12 protein-coding genes are annotated in these 16,875 nt (G+C 72.4%); 9 read left to right on the top strand and 3 right to left on the bottom strand.

Annotated elements, in window-relative coordinates:
- Positions 1 to 64 precede the first annotated feature (64 nt).
- The 4 genes from ACZ6TB_RS17905 to ACZ6TB_RS17920 all read left to right on the top strand — a co-directional run bounded on the left by ACZ6TB_RS17905 (position 65) and on the right by ACZ6TB_RS17920 (position 5,371).
- A complete protein-coding gene (locus ACZ6TB_RS17905; protein WP_465555612.1) occupies positions 65 to 1,888 on the top strand; it encodes a glycoside hydrolase family 76 protein in 1,824 nt (607 codons plus the stop codon).
- A gap of 4 nt (positions 1,889 to 1,892) precedes the next feature.
- Complete coding sequence (locus ACZ6TB_RS17910; RefSeq protein ID WP_465555613.1) at positions 1,893 to 2,936, top strand: DNA polymerase IV; 1,044 nt, start codon at positions 1,893 to 1,895, stop codon at positions 2,934 to 2,936.
- The gene (locus ACZ6TB_RS17915; protein ID WP_465555614.1) at positions 2,933 to 5,029 is read left to right on the top strand and encodes a hypothetical protein; all 2,097 of its coding nucleotides are present in this window, start codon (positions 2,933 to 2,935) and stop codon (positions 5,027 to 5,029) included. The genes ACZ6TB_RS17910 and ACZ6TB_RS17915 overlap by 4 nt, the downstream gene beginning before the upstream one ends.
- A 66-nt stretch (positions 5,030 to 5,095) precedes the next feature.
- Positions 5,096 to 5,371: a putative quinol monooxygenase gene (locus tag ACZ6TB_RS17920; RefSeq protein WP_465555615.1), complete on the top strand. Its 276-nt coding sequence runs from the start codon at positions 5,096 to 5,098 to the stop codon at positions 5,369 to 5,371.
- Between the two features lie 63 nt (positions 5,372 to 5,434).
- On the opposite strand, the gene ACZ6TB_RS17925 is transcribed toward ACZ6TB_RS17920, so the two are convergent.
- Complete coding sequence (locus ACZ6TB_RS17925; protein WP_465555616.1) at positions 5,435 to 7,792, bottom strand: phosphoketolase family protein; 2,358 nt, start codon at positions 7,790 to 7,792, stop codon at positions 5,435 to 5,437.
- A gap of 126 nt (positions 7,793 to 7,918) precedes the next feature.
- Here ACZ6TB_RS17925 and ACZ6TB_RS17930 point away from each other — a divergent pair, with 126 nt between their 5' ends.
- The 5 genes from ACZ6TB_RS17930 to ACZ6TB_RS17950 all read left to right on the top strand — a co-directional run bounded on the left by ACZ6TB_RS17930 (position 7,919) and on the right by ACZ6TB_RS17950 (position 15,172).
- A complete protein-coding gene (locus tag ACZ6TB_RS17930) occupies positions 7,919 to 9,559 on the top strand; it encodes an alkaline phosphatase family protein (protein WP_465555617.1) in 1,641 nt (546 codons plus the stop codon).
- Positions 9,493 to 10,455 carry a nucleoside hydrolase gene (locus tag ACZ6TB_RS17935; RefSeq protein WP_465555618.1) on the top strand — a complete coding sequence of 321 codons (963 nt, stop codon included), beginning with the start codon at positions 9,493 to 9,495 and terminating at the stop codon, positions 10,453 to 10,455. Before ACZ6TB_RS17930 ends, ACZ6TB_RS17935 begins: the two co-directional genes overlap by 67 nt.
- A 39-nt stretch (positions 10,456 to 10,494) precedes the next feature.
- Positions 10,495 to 11,862 carry a transaminase gene (locus ACZ6TB_RS17940; RefSeq protein ID WP_465555619.1) on the top strand — a complete coding sequence of 456 codons (1,368 nt, stop codon included), beginning with the start codon at positions 10,495 to 10,497 and terminating at the stop codon, positions 11,860 to 11,862.
- Positions 11,859 to 12,185, top strand: a complete 327-nt coding sequence (locus tag ACZ6TB_RS17945; RefSeq protein WP_465555620.1) for a GNAT family N-acetyltransferase — start codon at positions 11,859 to 11,861, stop codon at positions 12,183 to 12,185. Before ACZ6TB_RS17940 ends, ACZ6TB_RS17945 begins: the two co-directional genes overlap by 4 nt.
- A 218-nt stretch (positions 12,186 to 12,403) precedes the next feature.
- Positions 12,404 to 15,172 carry an ATP-binding protein gene (locus ACZ6TB_RS17950; RefSeq protein WP_465555621.1) on the top strand — a complete coding sequence of 923 codons (2,769 nt, stop codon included), beginning with the start codon at positions 12,404 to 12,406 and terminating at the stop codon, positions 15,170 to 15,172.
- An 82-nt stretch (positions 15,173 to 15,254) separates the two neighbouring features.
- Here ACZ6TB_RS17950 and ACZ6TB_RS17955 read toward each other — a convergent pair whose 3' ends face one another.
- Entirely contained in the window at positions 15,255 to 15,779 is a 525-nt protein-coding gene (locus ACZ6TB_RS17955) for a YciI family protein (protein WP_465555622.1), read from the bottom strand.
- Between the two features lie 25 nt (positions 15,780 to 15,804).
- A complete protein-coding gene (locus ACZ6TB_RS17960; protein WP_465555623.1) occupies positions 15,805 to 16,863 on the bottom strand; it encodes a hypothetical protein in 1,059 nt (352 codons plus the stop codon).
- Positions 16,864 to 16,875 lie beyond the last annotated feature (12 nt).

The raw sequence follows: 16,875 nt of genomic DNA on the forward strand, positions 1-16,875 counted from the left end.
GGTGAACGGGCAACAACGTTGACAACCTCTATCGAAAAGCATCGATGAAGCTCATCATGCGGGAATGAAGCGCGCCGCCGTCGTCATCCTCGCCGTGGTCGCCGCCCTGCTCGTCGCGCCGGTCGCGGCGGGCGCCGCCACCACCGTCTGCTCGGTCTACTGCGACACCCGCGACCCGTCGCTGAGCAGGCAGGACACGTTCCCGGTCGCCGACCGCACGCAGAACGGCCGGCGGATCTCGTTGCACCTGTCCGACGCCGACGCGATGGCCTGGGGCAGCATCGACAACGGCACGAGTGGCGACGCGGTGTGGCTGGACCGCACCTGGGACGGCGGCGGCACCTGGGACGGCCTGCTCGGCAAGGCCTCGATCCCGGGCACGTGGACCGGCACCCGCACGCTCATGTACAACCTCGCCGACCCGTCCGGCCACCGGCGCGGCATGGTCCGCGCCTGCGGCGACGCGAACGGCGTGCAGTGCACCGACTGGGTCCGTCTCCAGGCCTGCGACATCGCCTGCGACGGCGCCGACCCATCGACGGCGGCCGGCGATCGGCAACCGGTCGGAGCGGCCACGCTGAGCGGCCGCACGATCGCGCTGCACGTGGACACCCGGGGCATGGCCTGGGCGACGATCGCGGGCGGCGCGGCCGGCGACGAGATCTGGCTGGACCGGTCCTGGGACGAGGGCAGCTCCTGGCCCGGCGGCTCCTCGCTGGGCCGGGTCGGCACGCCGCCGGGCGCGACCGGCACCCGTACGGTCATGGTCGCCACCCGCGACGTGAAGGCGCTCCTCTACGGCGCCGCCGTCCGTGCCTGCGGCCGGGCCGTCACCGGCAACAACGGCGCCTGCACCGCCTGGGCGCGACCGGCGAACGACCGGGCCGCCGCGGCCGCCGACGCGCTGATGCAGGCCTACCACCCGGACACCGCGTGGTGGCCGTCGAGCTGGTGGAACTCGGCGGTCGCCGTCACCACGGTGATGGACTGGATGAAGCGCACCGGCCGCACCGACTATCTGTGGGTCGTCGACCGCACCTTCACCGTCAACAAGGCCGCGTTCCCGGCCGGGGTGAAGAGCAGCGACGCGATCGAGGGCGACTTCATCAGCCGGGCGATCGACGACGCCGCCTGGTGGGGGCTGGCCTGGGTGCAGGCGTACGACCTGACGCGCGACCCGCGGTATCTGAACGAGGCCGTGACCATCGCCGGCTACGTGAACGGGTACTGGGACACCTCGACCTGTCACGGCGGCGTGTGGTGGAACCGGGAGCGCACGTACAAGAACGCGGTCACGATCGGCCTGTACGTGCGGCTGGCGGCGAGCCTGCACAACCGGATCGGTGGCGACACGACGTGGCTCGGGCGGGCCGTGACCGGGTGGAACTGGTTCACCGGCAGCGGCATGATCAACGCGGCCGGGCTGGTCAACGACGGGCTCACGGCCGGCTGCGCCAACAACAACGGGACCGTCTACACGTACAACCAAGGATTGGCTGTTGGTTCCGCCGTCGAGGTCTATCGCGCCACGGGTGACATCAATGTGCTGGCCACCGCGAGACGGCTCGCCGACGCGGGGATCTCCCAGTTGTCGAAGAACGGCATCCTCACCGAGTCGTGCGACGCCCCCGACCGGACCTGCGACGACAACGGCAAGCAGTTCAAGGGCGTCTTCATGCGCTACCTGATGGACCTGGCCGATCTGACCGGGCAGGCGAGCTATCGGACGTACGCACGAACGCAGGCCGACAGCGTGTGGAACGCCGACCGCGACTCGCTCAACCGCCTCGGCGAGCGCTGGAACGGGACGAGTCCCGCCGGGTACCCGAACGCCCGCGACTGGCGAACCCAGGCGTCCGCCCTGAGCGCGCTCCTGGCGGCACAATGATCGGGTGACCGGCGTCTGGCTGCTGCACGTCGACCTCGACCAGTTCTTCGCCTCGGTCGAGGTGCTGCGGCGCCCCGAGCTGCGCGGCCGGCCGGTGATCGTGGGCGGCACCGGCGATCCGGCCAAGCCCCGGACGGTGGTGGCGACCGCCTCCCGCGAGGCGCGCGCGTGCGGCGTCCATTCCGGGATGCCGATGCGCCTGGCCGCCCGCAAGTGCCCCGACGCGGTCTTCCTGCCGTCGGACATGCCGGCTTATCGGGAAGCGTCGGCCGGGGTGATGGCCACCCTGCGCGATTTTCCGGTACGGGTGGAAGTGTGGGGCCTCGACGAGGCGTTCGTCGGCGGCGACGTCGACGACCCCTCGGGCCTCGCCCGCGACCTCAAGGCGGCCGTCCTCGAGCGGACGGGGCTGACCTGCGCCGTCGGGATCGGCCGCAACAAGAACCAGGCGAAGATCGCGGCACGGTTCGCCAAGCGTTCCCCCGACGGCGTCGCGACGCTGACCGGCGAGACCTGGATGCCGACGATGGGCGACCACCCGGTCGGCGACCTGTGGGGTGTCGGGCCCAAGACGGTCCGCAAGCTCGACGAGCTCGGCCTCACGACGATCGCCGAGCTCGCCGCCGCCGACCTGTCCACGCTCGCCGCCCGCTTCCCGCCGCGAGCCGCGACGTGGCTCCTGATCATCGCCCGGGGCGGCGGTGACACCGAGCTGGCGACCGAGCCGTGGGTGGCCCGCTCGCGGAGCAAGGAGGTCACGTTCGACCACGACCTGACCGACCGCGCCGCCATCGAGGAGCAGGTGGTGACGCTGGCCCGGGCCCTGACCGCCGAGGTGGTGGCGGAGGGCCGCCGGGTGATCCGGGTCGGCGTGAAGGTGCGGTCGTCGTCGTTCTACACCCGCACCCGCGAGGCGAAACTGCGCGACGGCCCGACCACCGACCCCGACGTCGTCGCCGGGACGGCCCTGACGGTCCTCGGCAAGTTCGAGCTGGACCGCCCGGTGCGGCTTCTCGGCGTACGGGCGGACCTAGAATTGCTCGAATGAGCGACCATGCCTCGCTCCTCACCGGAATGCTCGACGACCTGCTGGAGCATGACTCCGAGATCGTGCTCGCCGCCGCGGAGTCGGAGATCGAGGCGGCCGAGTTGCGCGAGCCGGTCATCCGGCGCTTCGGTGAGGCCCTGGCCGCGTGCGGCCCCGAGGAGCAGCGGCTCGTCTACCTCGACGCCCAGGCCGCCGCCGACCTGCGGGCCATCGAGTCGTCCGTGGCCACCTTCCGGAGGTGGGCCCGCGTCACCGCAGCGGCCGTCATCGGGGTGGTCGCCGGCGCCGCGACCCTGGTCTGGGCGTTCGGGAATCCACTCTGGATCGTGCTCCTGGTCGCGGCCGCCTCCCTTCTGGTGGCGGCCGGCGTCCTGCGCGCGCAGGTGCTTCTGGTCCGGCGGCGGGGGCGCGTGATGCTGGCCGGCGCCCGTCACCAGGAACTGCTCACCAGCCGCCGCAGCGCCGAGCGGGACTGGCGCGACTCCCTCCGCGACCGGGGACTCAAGCCGCTCATCCGCGACGAGATCAACGACCGGCTTGCGCGCTACCAGTCCGTCGTCGGCGAGCTGCGGGCGGACGGCCTGGCCGAGATACGCAACCCGTCGCACGTGGTCGAGTCGGAGGGGCCGCCCGCGGTCGAGCGGCTCATGGAACTGATGCCGGGCGGCAGCATCGGCATCTCCGGCTCGCGGGGCGCCGGGAAGACCACGTTGCTCGAGCACTTCTGCGATCCGGGCTTCGCCCCGCGCGGGGACACCGCCGTTCGCGTGCTGCTGCCGGCGCCGGTGCGCTACGACGCCCGCGAGTTCGTGCTGCACCTGTTCGCGACGGTCTGCTACGGGGTTCTCGGACCGGCCGATCGGCTCGGCCTGCGGTACGAGATCGAGGACGCCGAGCCCGAACGGGGTTCCTGGCCGCTGGTCCCGGCGCTGCTGTTCGGCGGGACGGCCGGTTCGCTGCTCGGCGCCTACCTCGTGATCGCGGCCCTGGCCGGTGTGAAGGTCGATCCCGCCCTGTCGGCGGGCGTCCTGCTGATCACCGGCTCGGTGGCCGCCGTCGTGATCGGCCTGCGGCGGATCCCGGCGCGGCGCCCGGCCGAGCCGGACGATCCGCTGGCCGCCCGGGCCCGCGCCCTGCTGGCCGTCCTGGCGTTCCAGCAGTCGATCGGCCGGGGCCGGAACAGCGCGTTCAAGCTGCCGGCCGGGTTCGAGCTGGGCGCCTCGTCGTCGACGACCATGACCGAACGCCCGCTGAACTACCCCGAGATCGTCGCCCTGCTCCGCGAGTTCCTCGGCCGGGTGGCGGCGACCAGGCGGGTCTGCATCGGCATCGACGAGCTGGACAAGTTCGACTCCACCGAGGACGCGCGGGCGTTCCTGAACGACATCAAGGGCGTTCTCGCCATCCGCGGATGCTTTTTCCTGATCGCCGTGTCGGAGGACGCGATGAGCGCCTTCGAACGGCGCGGGCTGCCGCTGCGGGACGCGTTCGACTCGACCTTCGACACCGTCGTCGAGGTGCGCTCGCTCGTGTTCGCCGACTCCCGCCGCCTGCTGCGACGGCGCGTGATCGGCCTGCCGGAGCAGTTCATGGCGCTCGTGCACGTCATGTGCGGCGGCCTGCCGCGCGACCTCATCCGGGTCGCCCGGGACTTGGTCGGGTTGTCGCGGCGGAGCGGACGGCACGACCTGGAGACCATCGCCGCCGAGCTGACGAGCCTGGAGGTGCGGCGCAAGCTGGCGGCCGCCCGCCCGATCGCCCAGCGGGACGGGCCGCCGGCCGCGGCCGAGGCGCTGGCCCCGGACGAGATCCCGGACGATCTGCGGGCGGCCGCCCGCGGTCTGCTCGCGGCGTCACCCGCCGGCGTAGCGGCGGAGGCGGCGACCTATCTCTACTTCTGCGCGACCGTACGGGAGTACTTCGCCCGCCTCGCCCAGGCCGGCCGCGTCGACGGTGCCGCCATGGCGAAGGCCGCCCGCGACGCCGACCGCCTGGCCGCCTGCCGGCGCTCGTTCGCGGCCGGGCAGCAATACGCCTGGTCCTCGATCTCCCACTTCCGCGCGGCGAGCCACCTCGACGCCTGGGAGGCCTAGCGGAGCCTCGAGCCCGACGCGCGGGCGGCTAGCATGCGATCCGTGCGCTACGGATACCTCGGTTCGATGAAGACGAAGCCAGGCCATCGCGACGAGGTGGTGGATCTCCTGGTGAGCGGCGCCGGCGCGCTCCGGGCGCTGGGATGCGACCTGTACGTGGTGGGCGTCGCCGACACCGACGACGTGACGATCTGGGTCAGCGAGGTCTGGCAGTCCAAGGAGCAGCACGACGCTTCACTGCAACGCCCCGACGTGCGAGCCGCGATAGCCCGCGCGATGCCCCTGCTGACCGGCGACTTCACCAGCCAGGAGCTGACCGTCCGCGGCGGCCTGCTCCCGTGACCGCGAGACGCCCGGTGCGGACGACCCCGCCGGGACGGGAGCAGGCAGCGACGCGCGGACCGGCTACGAGGGGAGCGACCAGTCGCGCACCTCGGGCATGTCCTCCAAATGCTCGACCACGTACTCCTCGTGGCGGGCCAGCTGCGCCTCGCACCAGGCCTTCAGCTCGGCGGCGCCGCGGGGGAGGCGGCGGGCGTTGTTGATGGCGTCCATGACCAGGTGGTAGCGGGACGCCTTGTTGCGGACCGTCATGTCGAACGGGGTGGTCGTCGTGCCCTGCTCGATGAAGCCCCGCACCCGGAAGCGGTCGGCGTCGGGGCGGCCGTGCACCAGCTGGTGGATCGCGCCGGGGTAGCCGTGGAAGGCGAAGACGACGTCGACCGTGTCGGTGAACAGCTCGGTGAACAGGGTCGAGCTCATGCCGTGCGGGTGGTCCTTGGGGCGGATCAGCGTCATCAGGTCGACCACGTTGACCACGCGGGTGCGGAAGCCGGGCAGGCGGTCGCGGAGGATCTGGGCGGCCGCCACGGTCTCCATCGTGACGATGTCGCCGGCGCAGGCCAGCACGATGTCGGGATCCGTCGTGCCGTCGTCGGTGCCGGCCCACTCCCAGACGCCGGCGCCGCGGGCGCAGTGGTCGACCGCCTCGTCCATCGTCAGGTACTGCAGTTGCGGCTGCTTGTCCTGGACGATCAGGTTGACGTACGACTTCGACCGGAAGCAGTGGTCGGCCACCGAGAGCAGGCAGTTCGCGTCCGGCGGGAGGTAGACGCGGGCCACGTCGCCGCGCTGGTTGAGCACCACCTGGATGAGGCCGGGCCCCTGGTGGGAGAAGCCGTTGTGGTCGTTGCGCCACGCCGTCGAGGTCAGCAGGATGTTCAGCGAGGGGACGCCGGCCCGCCACGGCAGCCGCTTGGCCTCCTGCAGCCACTTGCCGTGCTGCACCGTCTGCGAGGCGCTGACCATGGCGAACGCCTCGTAGGTCGCGAACAACCCGTGCCGCCCGGTGAGCGTGTAGCCCTCCAGCCAGCCGTGGCAGTTGTGCTCGGAGAGCACCTCCATGACCCGGCCGTCGGGGCCGAGCTTCACGTCGTCGGGGAAGACCGGCTCCATGAACGCGCGGTCGGAGGCCTCGAAGACGGCGCCGAGGCGGTTGCTGTTGGTCTCGTCGGGGCAGAACAGCCGGAACCGGTCGGGGCTGGACCGGTAGATGTCGCGCATCAGCTCGCCGAGCTTGCGGGTCGACTCGGCCCGCTCGGTGCCGGGCGCCTTGACCTCGATCTGGTAGTCGCGGAAGTCGGGCAGCGCCAGCTCCTCGGTGACCAGGCCGCCGTTGGCGTGCGGGCTGGCGCTCATCCGCAGCGTGCCCTCGGGCGCCTGCTCGCGGATCAGGCCGATCGGCGCGCCGGAGTCGTCGAAGAGCTCCTCCGGCCGGTACGACTTGAGCCACTCCTCCAGCATCGCCAGGTGCTCGGGGTTGTCGCGCACGCCCGACAGCGGCACCTGGTGCGCGCGCCACGTGCCCTCGACCCGGACGCCGTCGACCTCGTGCGGCCCGGTCCACCCCTTCGGCGACCGCAGAATGATCATCGGCCACGGTTCGTCCGACCCGGCCTTCTTGTCGGCGATGCGCTGGTAGGCCGACGCGAGCGCGGCGGCGAAGCGGTGGTGCATGCCGGGCAGATCCTCGCCGGAGACCTCGATGACCTGGTAGCCGTGCCCCTCGAAGAGCGACCGCACCTCGGCCGGATCCTTGCGCCCGAGCACGGTCGGCCCCGAGATCTTCGCGTCGTTGAGGTGCAGGATCGGCAGCACGGCGCCGTCGCGGGCCGGGTTGAGGAACGAGATGCCCTTCCACGAGCCCTCGAGCGGGCCCGTCTCGGCCTCGCCGTCGCCGACCACGGCGATCGCGAGCAGGCCGGGGTTGTCCATCACCGCGCCGAACGCGTGGACCAGCACGTAGCCCAGCTCGCCGCCCTCGTGGATCGAGCCGGGCGTGGTCACCGACACGTGGCTGGGAATGCCGCCGGGGCTGGAGAACTGGCGGAACAGCCGGTTCATGCCGGGCTCGTCCTGGGTGACCTTCGGATAGATCTCCGAATACGTCCCCTCGAGGTAGCCGGCGGCGACCAGGGCCGGGCCGCCGTGGCCGGGACCGGCCAGGTAGATCGCCTCCTGCCCGGTGTGCCGGATCAGCCGGGACACGTGCGCGTAGATGAACGACAGCCCGGGACTCGTGCCCCAGTGGCCCAGCAGCCGGGGTTTGATGTGCTCGGCGGCGAGCGGCTCGCGCAGCAGCGGGTTGGCCCGCAGGTAGATCTGGCCGATGGTCAGGTAGTTCGCCGCCCGCCACCAGGCGTCGAGGCGATCGAGATCGGCCTGGTCGGGCTCGGCCAGCGTGTGGGCGAGATCGGGACTCACAGCAGATTTCCCTTCGACGAACGAAGTGCGGGCGAAAAGGCTCCTTGAAGTTAAGCCCGCCAGGTAGCGCGCGTGTAAGGGACTTTTGACCCTGTGGACAACTTGAACCCCGGACCCCCGTAATCCGTGTCCATACCCGTGCAGCTCCACGTCAAAAGGCCGGCGATCCTCACCACGCTGGCCGGCATCATCGTCTTCGCCGCTCTGATCTTCCCGAACATCGTGTCCCGGCTGAGCCCGGCCGGTTTCCTGCGCATCCCCGTCGAGGGCGCCTTCCTGATCGCGCTGATGCTGCTCCCGAGGCGCCCGCGCCGGATCGCCGGCGTCGTCCTGGGCGTCCTGCTCGGCTGGCTGGTCATCGAGAAGTGCCTGGACATGGGCTTCTTCTCGGAGCTGAACCGCCCGTTCGACCCGGTCCTGGACTGGGTGCTGTTCGACGACGCGTACAGCTTCGTCGTCGACTCCTACGGCCGGGCCGCGGCGATCGGCGCGGTCGCCGCCATCGTCCTGCTGGTCGGCGCGGTCATGGCGCTGACCACCTGGTCGGTGCTGCGGATCGGCGAGCTGGTCGGGAGAAATCAGAGGCGTTCCCTGTACGCGGCGGGCGGCACAGCGGTCGCGTGGGCGGCCACCTTCGCACTCGGGCTCTCCTTCACCGGGACCGTTCCGATCGCCGCGCGCAGCACCGCCACGTACGCCTGGGATCGCGCCCACCAGGCGCAGGCGGGTCTCAAGGACGAAGCCCAGTTCGCCAAGGAGGTCAAGCAGGACGCGTTCGCGAACGTGCCCGCCGGCCAGATGCTCACGGCGCTCAAGGGCAAGGACGTGATCTTCACGTTCGTGGAGAGCTACGGCCGCAGCGCGATCGAGCACCCCACGCTCGCCCCGATGGTCGACCCGGTGCTGGACCGGCTCACCGGCAGCCTCGGCGCGGCCGGGTTCCAGGCGAGGAGCGGCTGGCTCACCTCACCCACCTTCGGCGGCGGCAGCTGGCTGGCCCATTCGACGTTCGAGTCGGGCCTGTGGATCAACAACGAGCAGCGCTACCGCAACCTGGTCTCCAGCGACCGGCTCACGCTCACCCGGGCTTTCCACAACCAGGATTTCCGTACGGTGAGTGTGATGCCGGGTGCGACCCGAGCCTGGCCCGAGGGCGCTTTCTACGGCTACGACCAGGTGTGGGACTCGCGGAACCTCGGCTACCAGGGTCCGAAGTTCAGCTGGGCGCCGATGCCCGACCAGTACACGCTCAAGCAGCTCAACACGGTCGAGTACAAGAAGGCCCCGCGCAAGTCGCTGATGGTCGAGATGCCGCTGGTCTCCAGCCACACCCCGTGGGCGCCGATCCCCGACTACCTCGACGACTGGGACCGGATCGGCGACGGCTCGATCTACCGCTCGATGGTGGCCGACGGCAAGAAGCCGAAGGCGCTGTGGGCCGACCCCAAGCAGGTGCGCCCGGAATATGGGAAATCGATCGTCTACTCGGTGACTTCCCTGGTCAACTGGGTGCTGAAGTACGGCGACGACAACCTCGTCCTGGTCTTCCTCGGCGACCACCAGCCGTCGCCGATCGCGTCCGGCGCGGGCGCGAGCCACGACGTCCCGATCTCGATCGTGACCAAGGACAAGTCGGTGCTGGAGCGGATCACCGACTGGCGGTGGGCCGACGGGCTGCGTCCCCAGGGAGACACGCCGGAGTGGCCGATGAACGCGTTCCGCGATCGGTTCTTCACGGCGTTCGGCACGAAGGCGGCGGCGTCCTGAAGCTCTACCTCGACTGCGACACCGGCGTCGACGACGCCCTGGCGATCGCCTACCTGCTGGCCTGCCGGTCGGTGACGATCGCCGGGATCGGGACGGTCAGCGGCAACACGTCGGCGCCGCAGGCCGCGCGCAACACGCTGGGCCTGCTCGCGATGTCCGGCCGGACGGACATTCCGGTCTGCGTGGGCGACGGGGATCACCGCGGCGGCGCCGAGGTCGTGCACGGCGGCAACGGCGTCGGGGGCGTCGAGCTGCCGCCGGGCGGGGCGGCCGACCCGCGTACGCCATGGGAGCTTGTGATCGATCTTGCCCGGGCGAGCCCCGGCGAGCTGCACCTGGTCGTCACCGGGCCGTGCACCAACATCGCCCGGGCGTTGCGCGAGTGCCCGGAGCTGCCGGGCCTGGTGGCGAGCGTGACCGTGATGGGCGGGGCGGTGCGCGCTCCCGGCAACGTCACGCCGCGCGCGGAGGCGAACATCCGCGGGAACCCGCAGGCGGCGGCCGACGTCATCGCCGCGCCGTGGCCGGTCACGCTGGTGCCGCTCGACGTGACGATGCGTCACCGGTGGACCGAGGGCGACCGGGCCGCGCTGCGGGCCGGGGGGACGGCGCTGCACGAGACGCTCGCCGACATGCTGCCGGTCTACTTCGACTTCTACGAGCCGGGCCTGGGCGTCCGGGAGATCCCGCTGCACGATCCGCTGGCGGCGGCGATCGCGGTCGGTGAGATCGTTCCTGCGGATGCTCCGGAACTGCCGCTGCGCGTCGACCTCGAAGGCGCGGTGCGGGAGGATCCGGCGGCTTCTTCCCGCGTACGCGTGGTGCTCGCTCTTGATTCGCCGGCCGGCCCGGTGATCCTCCGCCAGATCCTCACCGGCACGGAATCGGTGGCGTAGCCCCTCCCGCAGTGAGCTGATCATTGGTAGCGTCGCGCCATGCCGACGGATTCCGGAGTTGATCGCTCTCGTCTCGCCTCGCTCGCCGCCCGTGAGCGGGCCCTGTTCGCCGAGCGCAACCGGCGGTCGGCCGAGGCGCACGGGCGCGCCGGGCACCTGTTCGGCCGGGTGCCGATGACGTGGATGAACAAGACCGCCGGCGGTTTCCCGGTGTACGTGGCGACGGCCCGCGGCGCGCGCGTCACCGACCTCGACGGCAACGACTACGTCGACTTCTGCCTCGGCGACACCGGCGCGATGGCCGGGCACTCGCCGGCGCCGGTCGTCGAGGCCGTCACCGACCGCCTGGCCACGCTCGGCGGCGCCAGCACGATGCTGCCGACCGAGGACGCGTCGGTGGTCGGCGACGAGCTGGCCCGGCGCTTCGGCGTGCCGTACTGGAGTTTCGCGCTGACCGCGACCGACGCGAACCGGTGGGCCATCCGGCTGCTGCGCGCCGTCTCCGGCCGGCCGAAGATCCTGGTCAACAGCTACTGCTACCACGGCTCGGTCGACGAGTCGCTGATCGTGGTCGGCCCCTCCGGCGAGGGGGTGAGCCGCGAGGGCAACGTCGGTGCGCCGACCGATGTCACGACGACCAGCCGGGTCGCCGAGTTCAACGACCTCGCGGGCCTCGAGCGCCAGCTCGCGCACGGCGACGTCGCGGCCGTGCTCATGGAACCGGCGCTCACCAACATCGGCATCGTGCTCCCGCAGCCCGGCTACCTGGCCGGCGTCCGCGAGCTGACCCGCCGTTACGGCACGTATCTGATCAACGACGAGACCCACACGTTCTCGGCCGGCCCGGGCGGCGCGACCGCGGCGTGGGGCCTCGAACCCGACGTGCTGACCATCGGCAAGGCGATCGGCGGCGGCATTCCCGTCGGCGCGTACGGCTTGTCGGCCGAGCTCGCCGACGGCCTGCTCTCCCGGCCCGACCTCGACCTGGTCGACATGGGCGGCGTCGGCGGCACCCTGGCCGGCAACCCGGTCTCGATGGCCGCCACCCGGGCCACGCTGACGTCGGTGCTGACCGAGGCCGCGTTCGAGGGCATGATCGCCACCGCCGGAGCGTTCGCCGACGGCGTCGGCAAAATCATCGACGGCCACCAGCTGCCGTGGTCGGTCAGCCGGCTCGGCGCCCGCGTCGAGTACCGCTTCGCCGATCCCGCCCCGCGGAACGGCACCGAGTCGGCGGCCACGGCCGACGGCGAGCTGGAGGACTTCCTGCACGTTTACCTGGCCAACCGGGGCATCATGCTGACCCCGTTCCACAACATGGCCCTGATGTCCCCGGCCACCACCCTCGACGACGTGAACCGCCACCACGAGATCTTCGCCGCCGCCCTCGACGAGCTCTGCCGATGATCACCGCCCGCACGCGGGACCACCTGCCCGCGTGCGCGCAGGGCGCCGGTCTGACCACTCCGGACGGCGACCTGGCCGGTTTCGCCGTGGGCCACCTGGAGCGCAACGGCCCCGAGGATCATTTCCTCCTGCAGGAGCTGTGCGTACGCCCGGGACAGCAGCGCCGGGGGCACGGCACCACGCTGCTGGACGCCCTGCGCGCCCGGCTGCCCGGCGTCCGCCATTGGTACCTGCTGACCGCACGAGACAGCGACGCCGCGAAGTTCTACGAGAGGAACGGCTTCCGCCCCGCCCCGCGGATGGCCGTCTTCGTCCGCCCGTAGCCGCCCCGCGCGCCCGGCAGCCGTCCGCTGCCGCCGGGACGGTCGAGGAGGGGAACTGCCCGAGGCGGCAGTGTTGCGTGAGGTTGTCGAGGAGACCGGCCCGGACGGGTTCCGGGTGGAGCGCTGCCGCGGGGAACCCGCTGCACCCGCCGGGCGAAGCGGGGTAGCCGGGCGGCTGGGCCGTGGTGGGTCTGGACCGCATGGGCGACGATGGATGCATGGTGGCTACGACGGAGGCCCTCCGGTCGTTCTGCCTGCGGCTCAGGCGGCTGCGCCTCGAGGCCGGGGGGCCGACGATCGACTCGCTCGCCCGCAACGACGCGATCCCGCTCGCGCGCAGCCAGCTGTACGCCGTCCTGAACGGGGACGTGAAGGAGCCCCCGCAGTGGGACTTCGTCCGTCCCTACGTCGAGACCTGCGTCGCCTATGCGCGGACGCACGGCAACGCGCTCGGCGTCCCGGACGACCCCGCGTGGTGGCGGGCCGAGCTGCACGCGCTGGTCGAGCTGACCGACGCCGACCGGCGGCGGCGCCGGGCCGAGGACGAAAGGACGCTCGCGACCGAGTCGCTGCCGCCGGACATCGCCGACTTCGTCGGGCGGCAGGCGGAGCTGGAGCAACTGCTCGCCGACGACGGGAAGACGGCCGTGTTCCTCATCGACGGCATGGCCGGGGCCGGGAAGACCGCCGTCGCGATCCACGCCGCCCATCGGCTCGGCGACCGCTGCCCGGACGGGCGGCTCTTCCTCAACCTGTGCGGCCACCGGCCCGACCGCGAGCCGCTGACCACCGCGGAAGCGCTCGCCGCCCTGCTCGGGGCGGTCGGGGTGCCGGCCGCGGTGATGCCGGCCGACGTGGACGCCCGGGCCGCCGTCTGGCGGCACCAGACGCACGGCAAGCGGTTCCTGCTGCTGCTCGACGACGCGGCCGGCGCCGAGCAGGTGCAGCCGCTGATCCCGAGCGCGCCGGGCGCCCTCGTGCTGATCACCAGCCGGAACCGGATGCCGACGATGATCCACGCCCGGCCGGTGCGGGTCGGCACGCTCACACCCGAGGAGGCGTACGACCTCTTCCTCGGCATCGCTGGCGGTGACCGGGCCAAGCAGAGCGAACAGATCCGGGCCGTCGTGGCCCGTTGCGGGCACCTGCCGCTGCAGGTGGCGCTGGTCGCGGCCCGGCTGCGCACCCATCCGTCGTGGACGGTCGAGCGGCTGCTGCAGGAAATGGGCAGCACCAGCGAGATGGGGGCCGCGCTCGACGTCTCCTACCGCGCGCTCGGCCCCGCGCTGCGGGAGAGCTTCCGGCGCCTGTCCGTGCACCCGGGCACCGACCTCGACGCCTGGGCGGCCGCCGCCATCCTCGGCACCGGCGTGGAGGAGGCCGCCGCCCGGCTCGAGGACCTCTACCGCGACCATCTGCTCGACGAGGCCCGCCAGGACCGGTTCCGCTTCCACGACCTGGTGCGCGAGTACGCGATCGGCCGCGACGACGACCCGGCGGAACGGGCGGCGGCCGAGGGACGCCTGCTGCGGTACTTCCTGGCCACCGCCCGCCGGGCCGGCCACTTCTATGCTCTGCGGCCGTCCGAGGTAGACGACGTGAACGGTCCGCGCATCGACAGCCTCGAATCGGCGACCCGCTGGCTGCGGACCGAGATCACCAACATCGCCGGATCCGTCGCGCAGGCCTGGGAACGACACCCCGGGACCGCCGCCGCGCTCACCGACGCGATCTTCCCGTACGTACGGCAGGCCGGCCCCTGGGACCTGACGCTGCGCCTCTACGAGATCGCCGTGCGGGCCGCCCGCGCCACCGGCGACCCCCGCGCCGAGGCCGCCGCCCTGCTCGAGTACGGCGTGGCCGGCATCCTCGCCGACCGGTACCCGGACGCGATCGCCGCCCTGCGCGAGTCCGCCGACCGGGCCACCACCGGCCTCGACCGGGCCGACGCGCTGACCCAGCTCGGCATGGCGCTGCGCTTCGACGGTCAGGTCACGGCCGCGATGGACGCGCTGAACGACGCCATCCGCCGGTTCGCCGAGCTGGGCGACGCGACCGGCGAGACCCAGGCGACCTACGCGCTCGCCGTCACCTCCCGGTTCGCCGGCGACTACCGGACGGCCCGGGACATCGCCGAGCGGGCCGTCGCGATCTCCCGCCGCACGACCTATCTGCCGGCCCGGGCGATCGCGCTCAGCGAGTTCGGCGTGACCCAGTACCTGCTGGCCCAGTACGAGGACGCGGCCGCCTCACTGACCAGCGCCCTCGACCTGGCCCGCGGCCTGGAGAACCGGCTCGGCGAGGCGACCGCGCTCAACTACCTCGGGGCGGCGCAGTACCTCGGCGGCGACCCGTGGGCGGCCATCGACTCGCTGACCCAGGCCCTGGCGCTGTTCCGGGGGCTGGGGGAGCGGCTCGGGTCGGCCGACGCGCTGTCCCAGCTCGGGGTCGCGCGCTGCCTCGCCGGGGAGTTCGCGGCGGCGGCCGGCCTGCAACGGCAGGCGATCGGGGAGTTCCGGGACCTCGGCAACGCCCTCGGCGAGGCGGTGGCACGCAACGAGCTGGGCACCGCGCTGCGCGGCGCCGGCCGGGCCGGGGAGGCCCGATCCGAGATCGTCGCGTCCGTCGCGACCCTGCGCACCCTCGGCTACCGGCCGGGTCTCGAGGAGGCGCTCAACAACCTCGGCCGCACGGAGCTGGCACTGGGCCGGCCGGCGGAGGCGCTGCGGCATCACGAGGAGGCGCTGGCCCTCTCCGGACACACCCGGATCCCGCTGGAACGGGCGCGGGCCCGCGAGGGCATCGGGCGGAGTCTCGCGGCGACCGGCGACGACGAGGCCGGTGAGCATCTGCGGGCGGCGCTCGCCGCGTACGAGGAAATGGGAAGCCCGCTGGCCGCCGCCCTGCGCAAGGATCTCGGCGAGGCGATCGGGTGGGGCCGCCGCCCCGGCCCCACCCGAACATCCGGCGAGACGATCCCCGAGTAGTAGGTCGCCGGCTGTCCTTCGAGATTGCGGCATCGGCGAGATCGACGGAAGTCATCCCGGACGACACCGGACGGGACAGGAGTCAGCGGCGCCCGCCGAACTGCCAGGGATGGGTCTCGACCGAGGCGTAGTGCGACGGGTCGAGGATCGCGGACCCCTCGGCCAGGACCGCGGTGCCGAGCCAGGTCGTGCCGTCCTCGGCGTACAGCGGGCCCTGCACGATCACCCGATCGTCGCCGGCCGGCTCCGGCGGGGAGGCGCCCGGCCGGGCGTGACCGAGGATCAGGAAGCGGCCCTCCTCGTCGGTGCCGGGGAACTGCCACATCGTGCGGCCCGACCGGTTCTCGAAGCGGCGGATCAGCACGTCCGCGTAGATGCCGGCACGGTAGTTCGGCTCCTCGAACGCGAACCGGCGGGCGGCCTCGGCGTCCGGCAGGTCCACGATGTGCACGCTGCCGGTCGGCGCGGAACGGTCGGGGGTCAGCGTGGGACCACGGGCGATCATCCGGTCGGCGTACGCGTCCATGAAGCGCCAGTGCTCCTCGACGAGCTTCCACCGCAGATCGAGGGTGCCGGGGCGGTCACGGCACCAGAAGAAGTACTCCATGCCGGTGATTGTCGCGGACCGCCGCTCAGCGCCGGCGGACCGCCACCACGACGCCGATCGCGGCCGCCGCGAGGATCAGCACCAGCCCGGTGACGATCGCGCCGAGCGGCAGGTCGCGGCGGCCGGCCAGGGGCACCGCGGCGGCGGGGTTGCGCTTGGTGGCGGAGGGGGAGAGGGACGGGGAGGGAGCGGCCGGCCGGCTGGTGGGCTTCGGTGCGGACGGCAGGGCGTACCGGAGAAGGGAAGGTTTGGCGCCCTCGGAGACGGTCAGCAGGGCGGTTCCGTCCGTCGTGTAGGCGACCGACTCGCCCTGCGGCTCGTCCGGCAGGGGGATCGTCCGCGGCCTGCCCCGGGTGATGGCCCCGACCAGGTCGTCGTTCTCGACATCGAATTCAAAGGCGTCCGCATACGTACGCAGGACAGCGCGCCGGCCGTCCGGGCTCACCGATCCACCGGTGATCAGCAGGTGGCCGGCGAAGGAGAACGGGTTCGGCGTGCTCGTGACCGGCAGCGTCACCGAGCCGGCCCGGCGCAACGGCGTGGTCTTGCCCGCCTTGAGCGCGGCCCCCGGCACGTACACGTTGCCCTCGGCCAGCCCCTTGGTGACGATGACCGGCGTGCCGCTCGCCGTGATCAGCAGCGCCTCGGCGTCGTGCGCGCCGTCGGGGTAGGAGAGCCGGTAGAGCACCGGCCCGCGCGCGCCGGGGGCCAGCCGCCAGAGGCCGATCGTGTCCCGGTTGCGCCCGTTGTCGCCGATGTCGCCGACCCAGATCGTCCCGTCCCGGCCGAGCCCGAGGTCCTCGGTGTCCCGCGGCCGCGACGGGTACGGGACCGTCCGGGTGACCGCGCAGCGCCGGTCGAGGAAGAAGATCCTCCGGTCGGCGGCGATGTCCGAGCCGTCGTTGACGGTCACGTAGCCGTCGCCGGTCGCCGCCAGGCCGGAGAGCTCGGTCATCCGCTTGTCGCCGATCGTGCAGACCCTCGCCGCGGCCTTCTCGTCGGCCATCGCCGGAGTGCCGAGGACGACCGGCACGGTGGCGCCGGCCAGGATCGCGACGAGGGCCGTCACCACACGCAAAGTCATCCCGTCCATTAA

Source organism: Actinoplanes sp. NPDC051537 (assembly GCF_055586105.1).

Coding starts and splice junctions, on each gene's coding strand:
- ACZ6TB_RS17905 (WP_465555612.1), top strand. CDS start 65: ATGAAGCGCGCCGCCGTCGTCATCCTCGCCGTGGTCGCCGCCCTGCTC.
- ACZ6TB_RS17915 (WP_465555614.1), top strand. CDS start 2,933: ATGAGCGACCATGCCTCGCTCCTCACCGGAATGCTCGACGACCTGCTG.
- ACZ6TB_RS17920 (WP_465555615.1), top strand. CDS start 5,096: ATGAAGACGAAGCCAGGCCATCGCGACGAGGTGGTGGATCTCCTGGTG.
- ACZ6TB_RS17940 (WP_465555619.1), top strand. CDS start 10,495: ATGCCGACGGATTCCGGAGTTGATCGCTCTCGTCTCGCCTCGCTCGCC.
- ACZ6TB_RS17945 (WP_465555620.1), top strand. CDS start 11,859: ATGATCACCGCCCGCACGCGGGACCACCTGCCCGCGTGCGCGCAGGGC.
- ACZ6TB_RS17950 (WP_465555621.1), top strand. CDS start 12,404: ATGGTGGCTACGACGGAGGCCCTCCGGTCGTTCTGCCTGCGGCTCAGG.
- ACZ6TB_RS17955 (WP_465555622.1), bottom strand. CDS start 15,779: ATGGAGTACTTCTTCTGGTGCCGTGACCGCCCCGGCACCCTCGATCTG.
- ACZ6TB_RS17960 (WP_465555623.1), bottom strand. CDS start 16,863: ATGACTTTGCGTGTGGTGACGGCCCTCGTCGCGATCCTGGCCGGCGCC.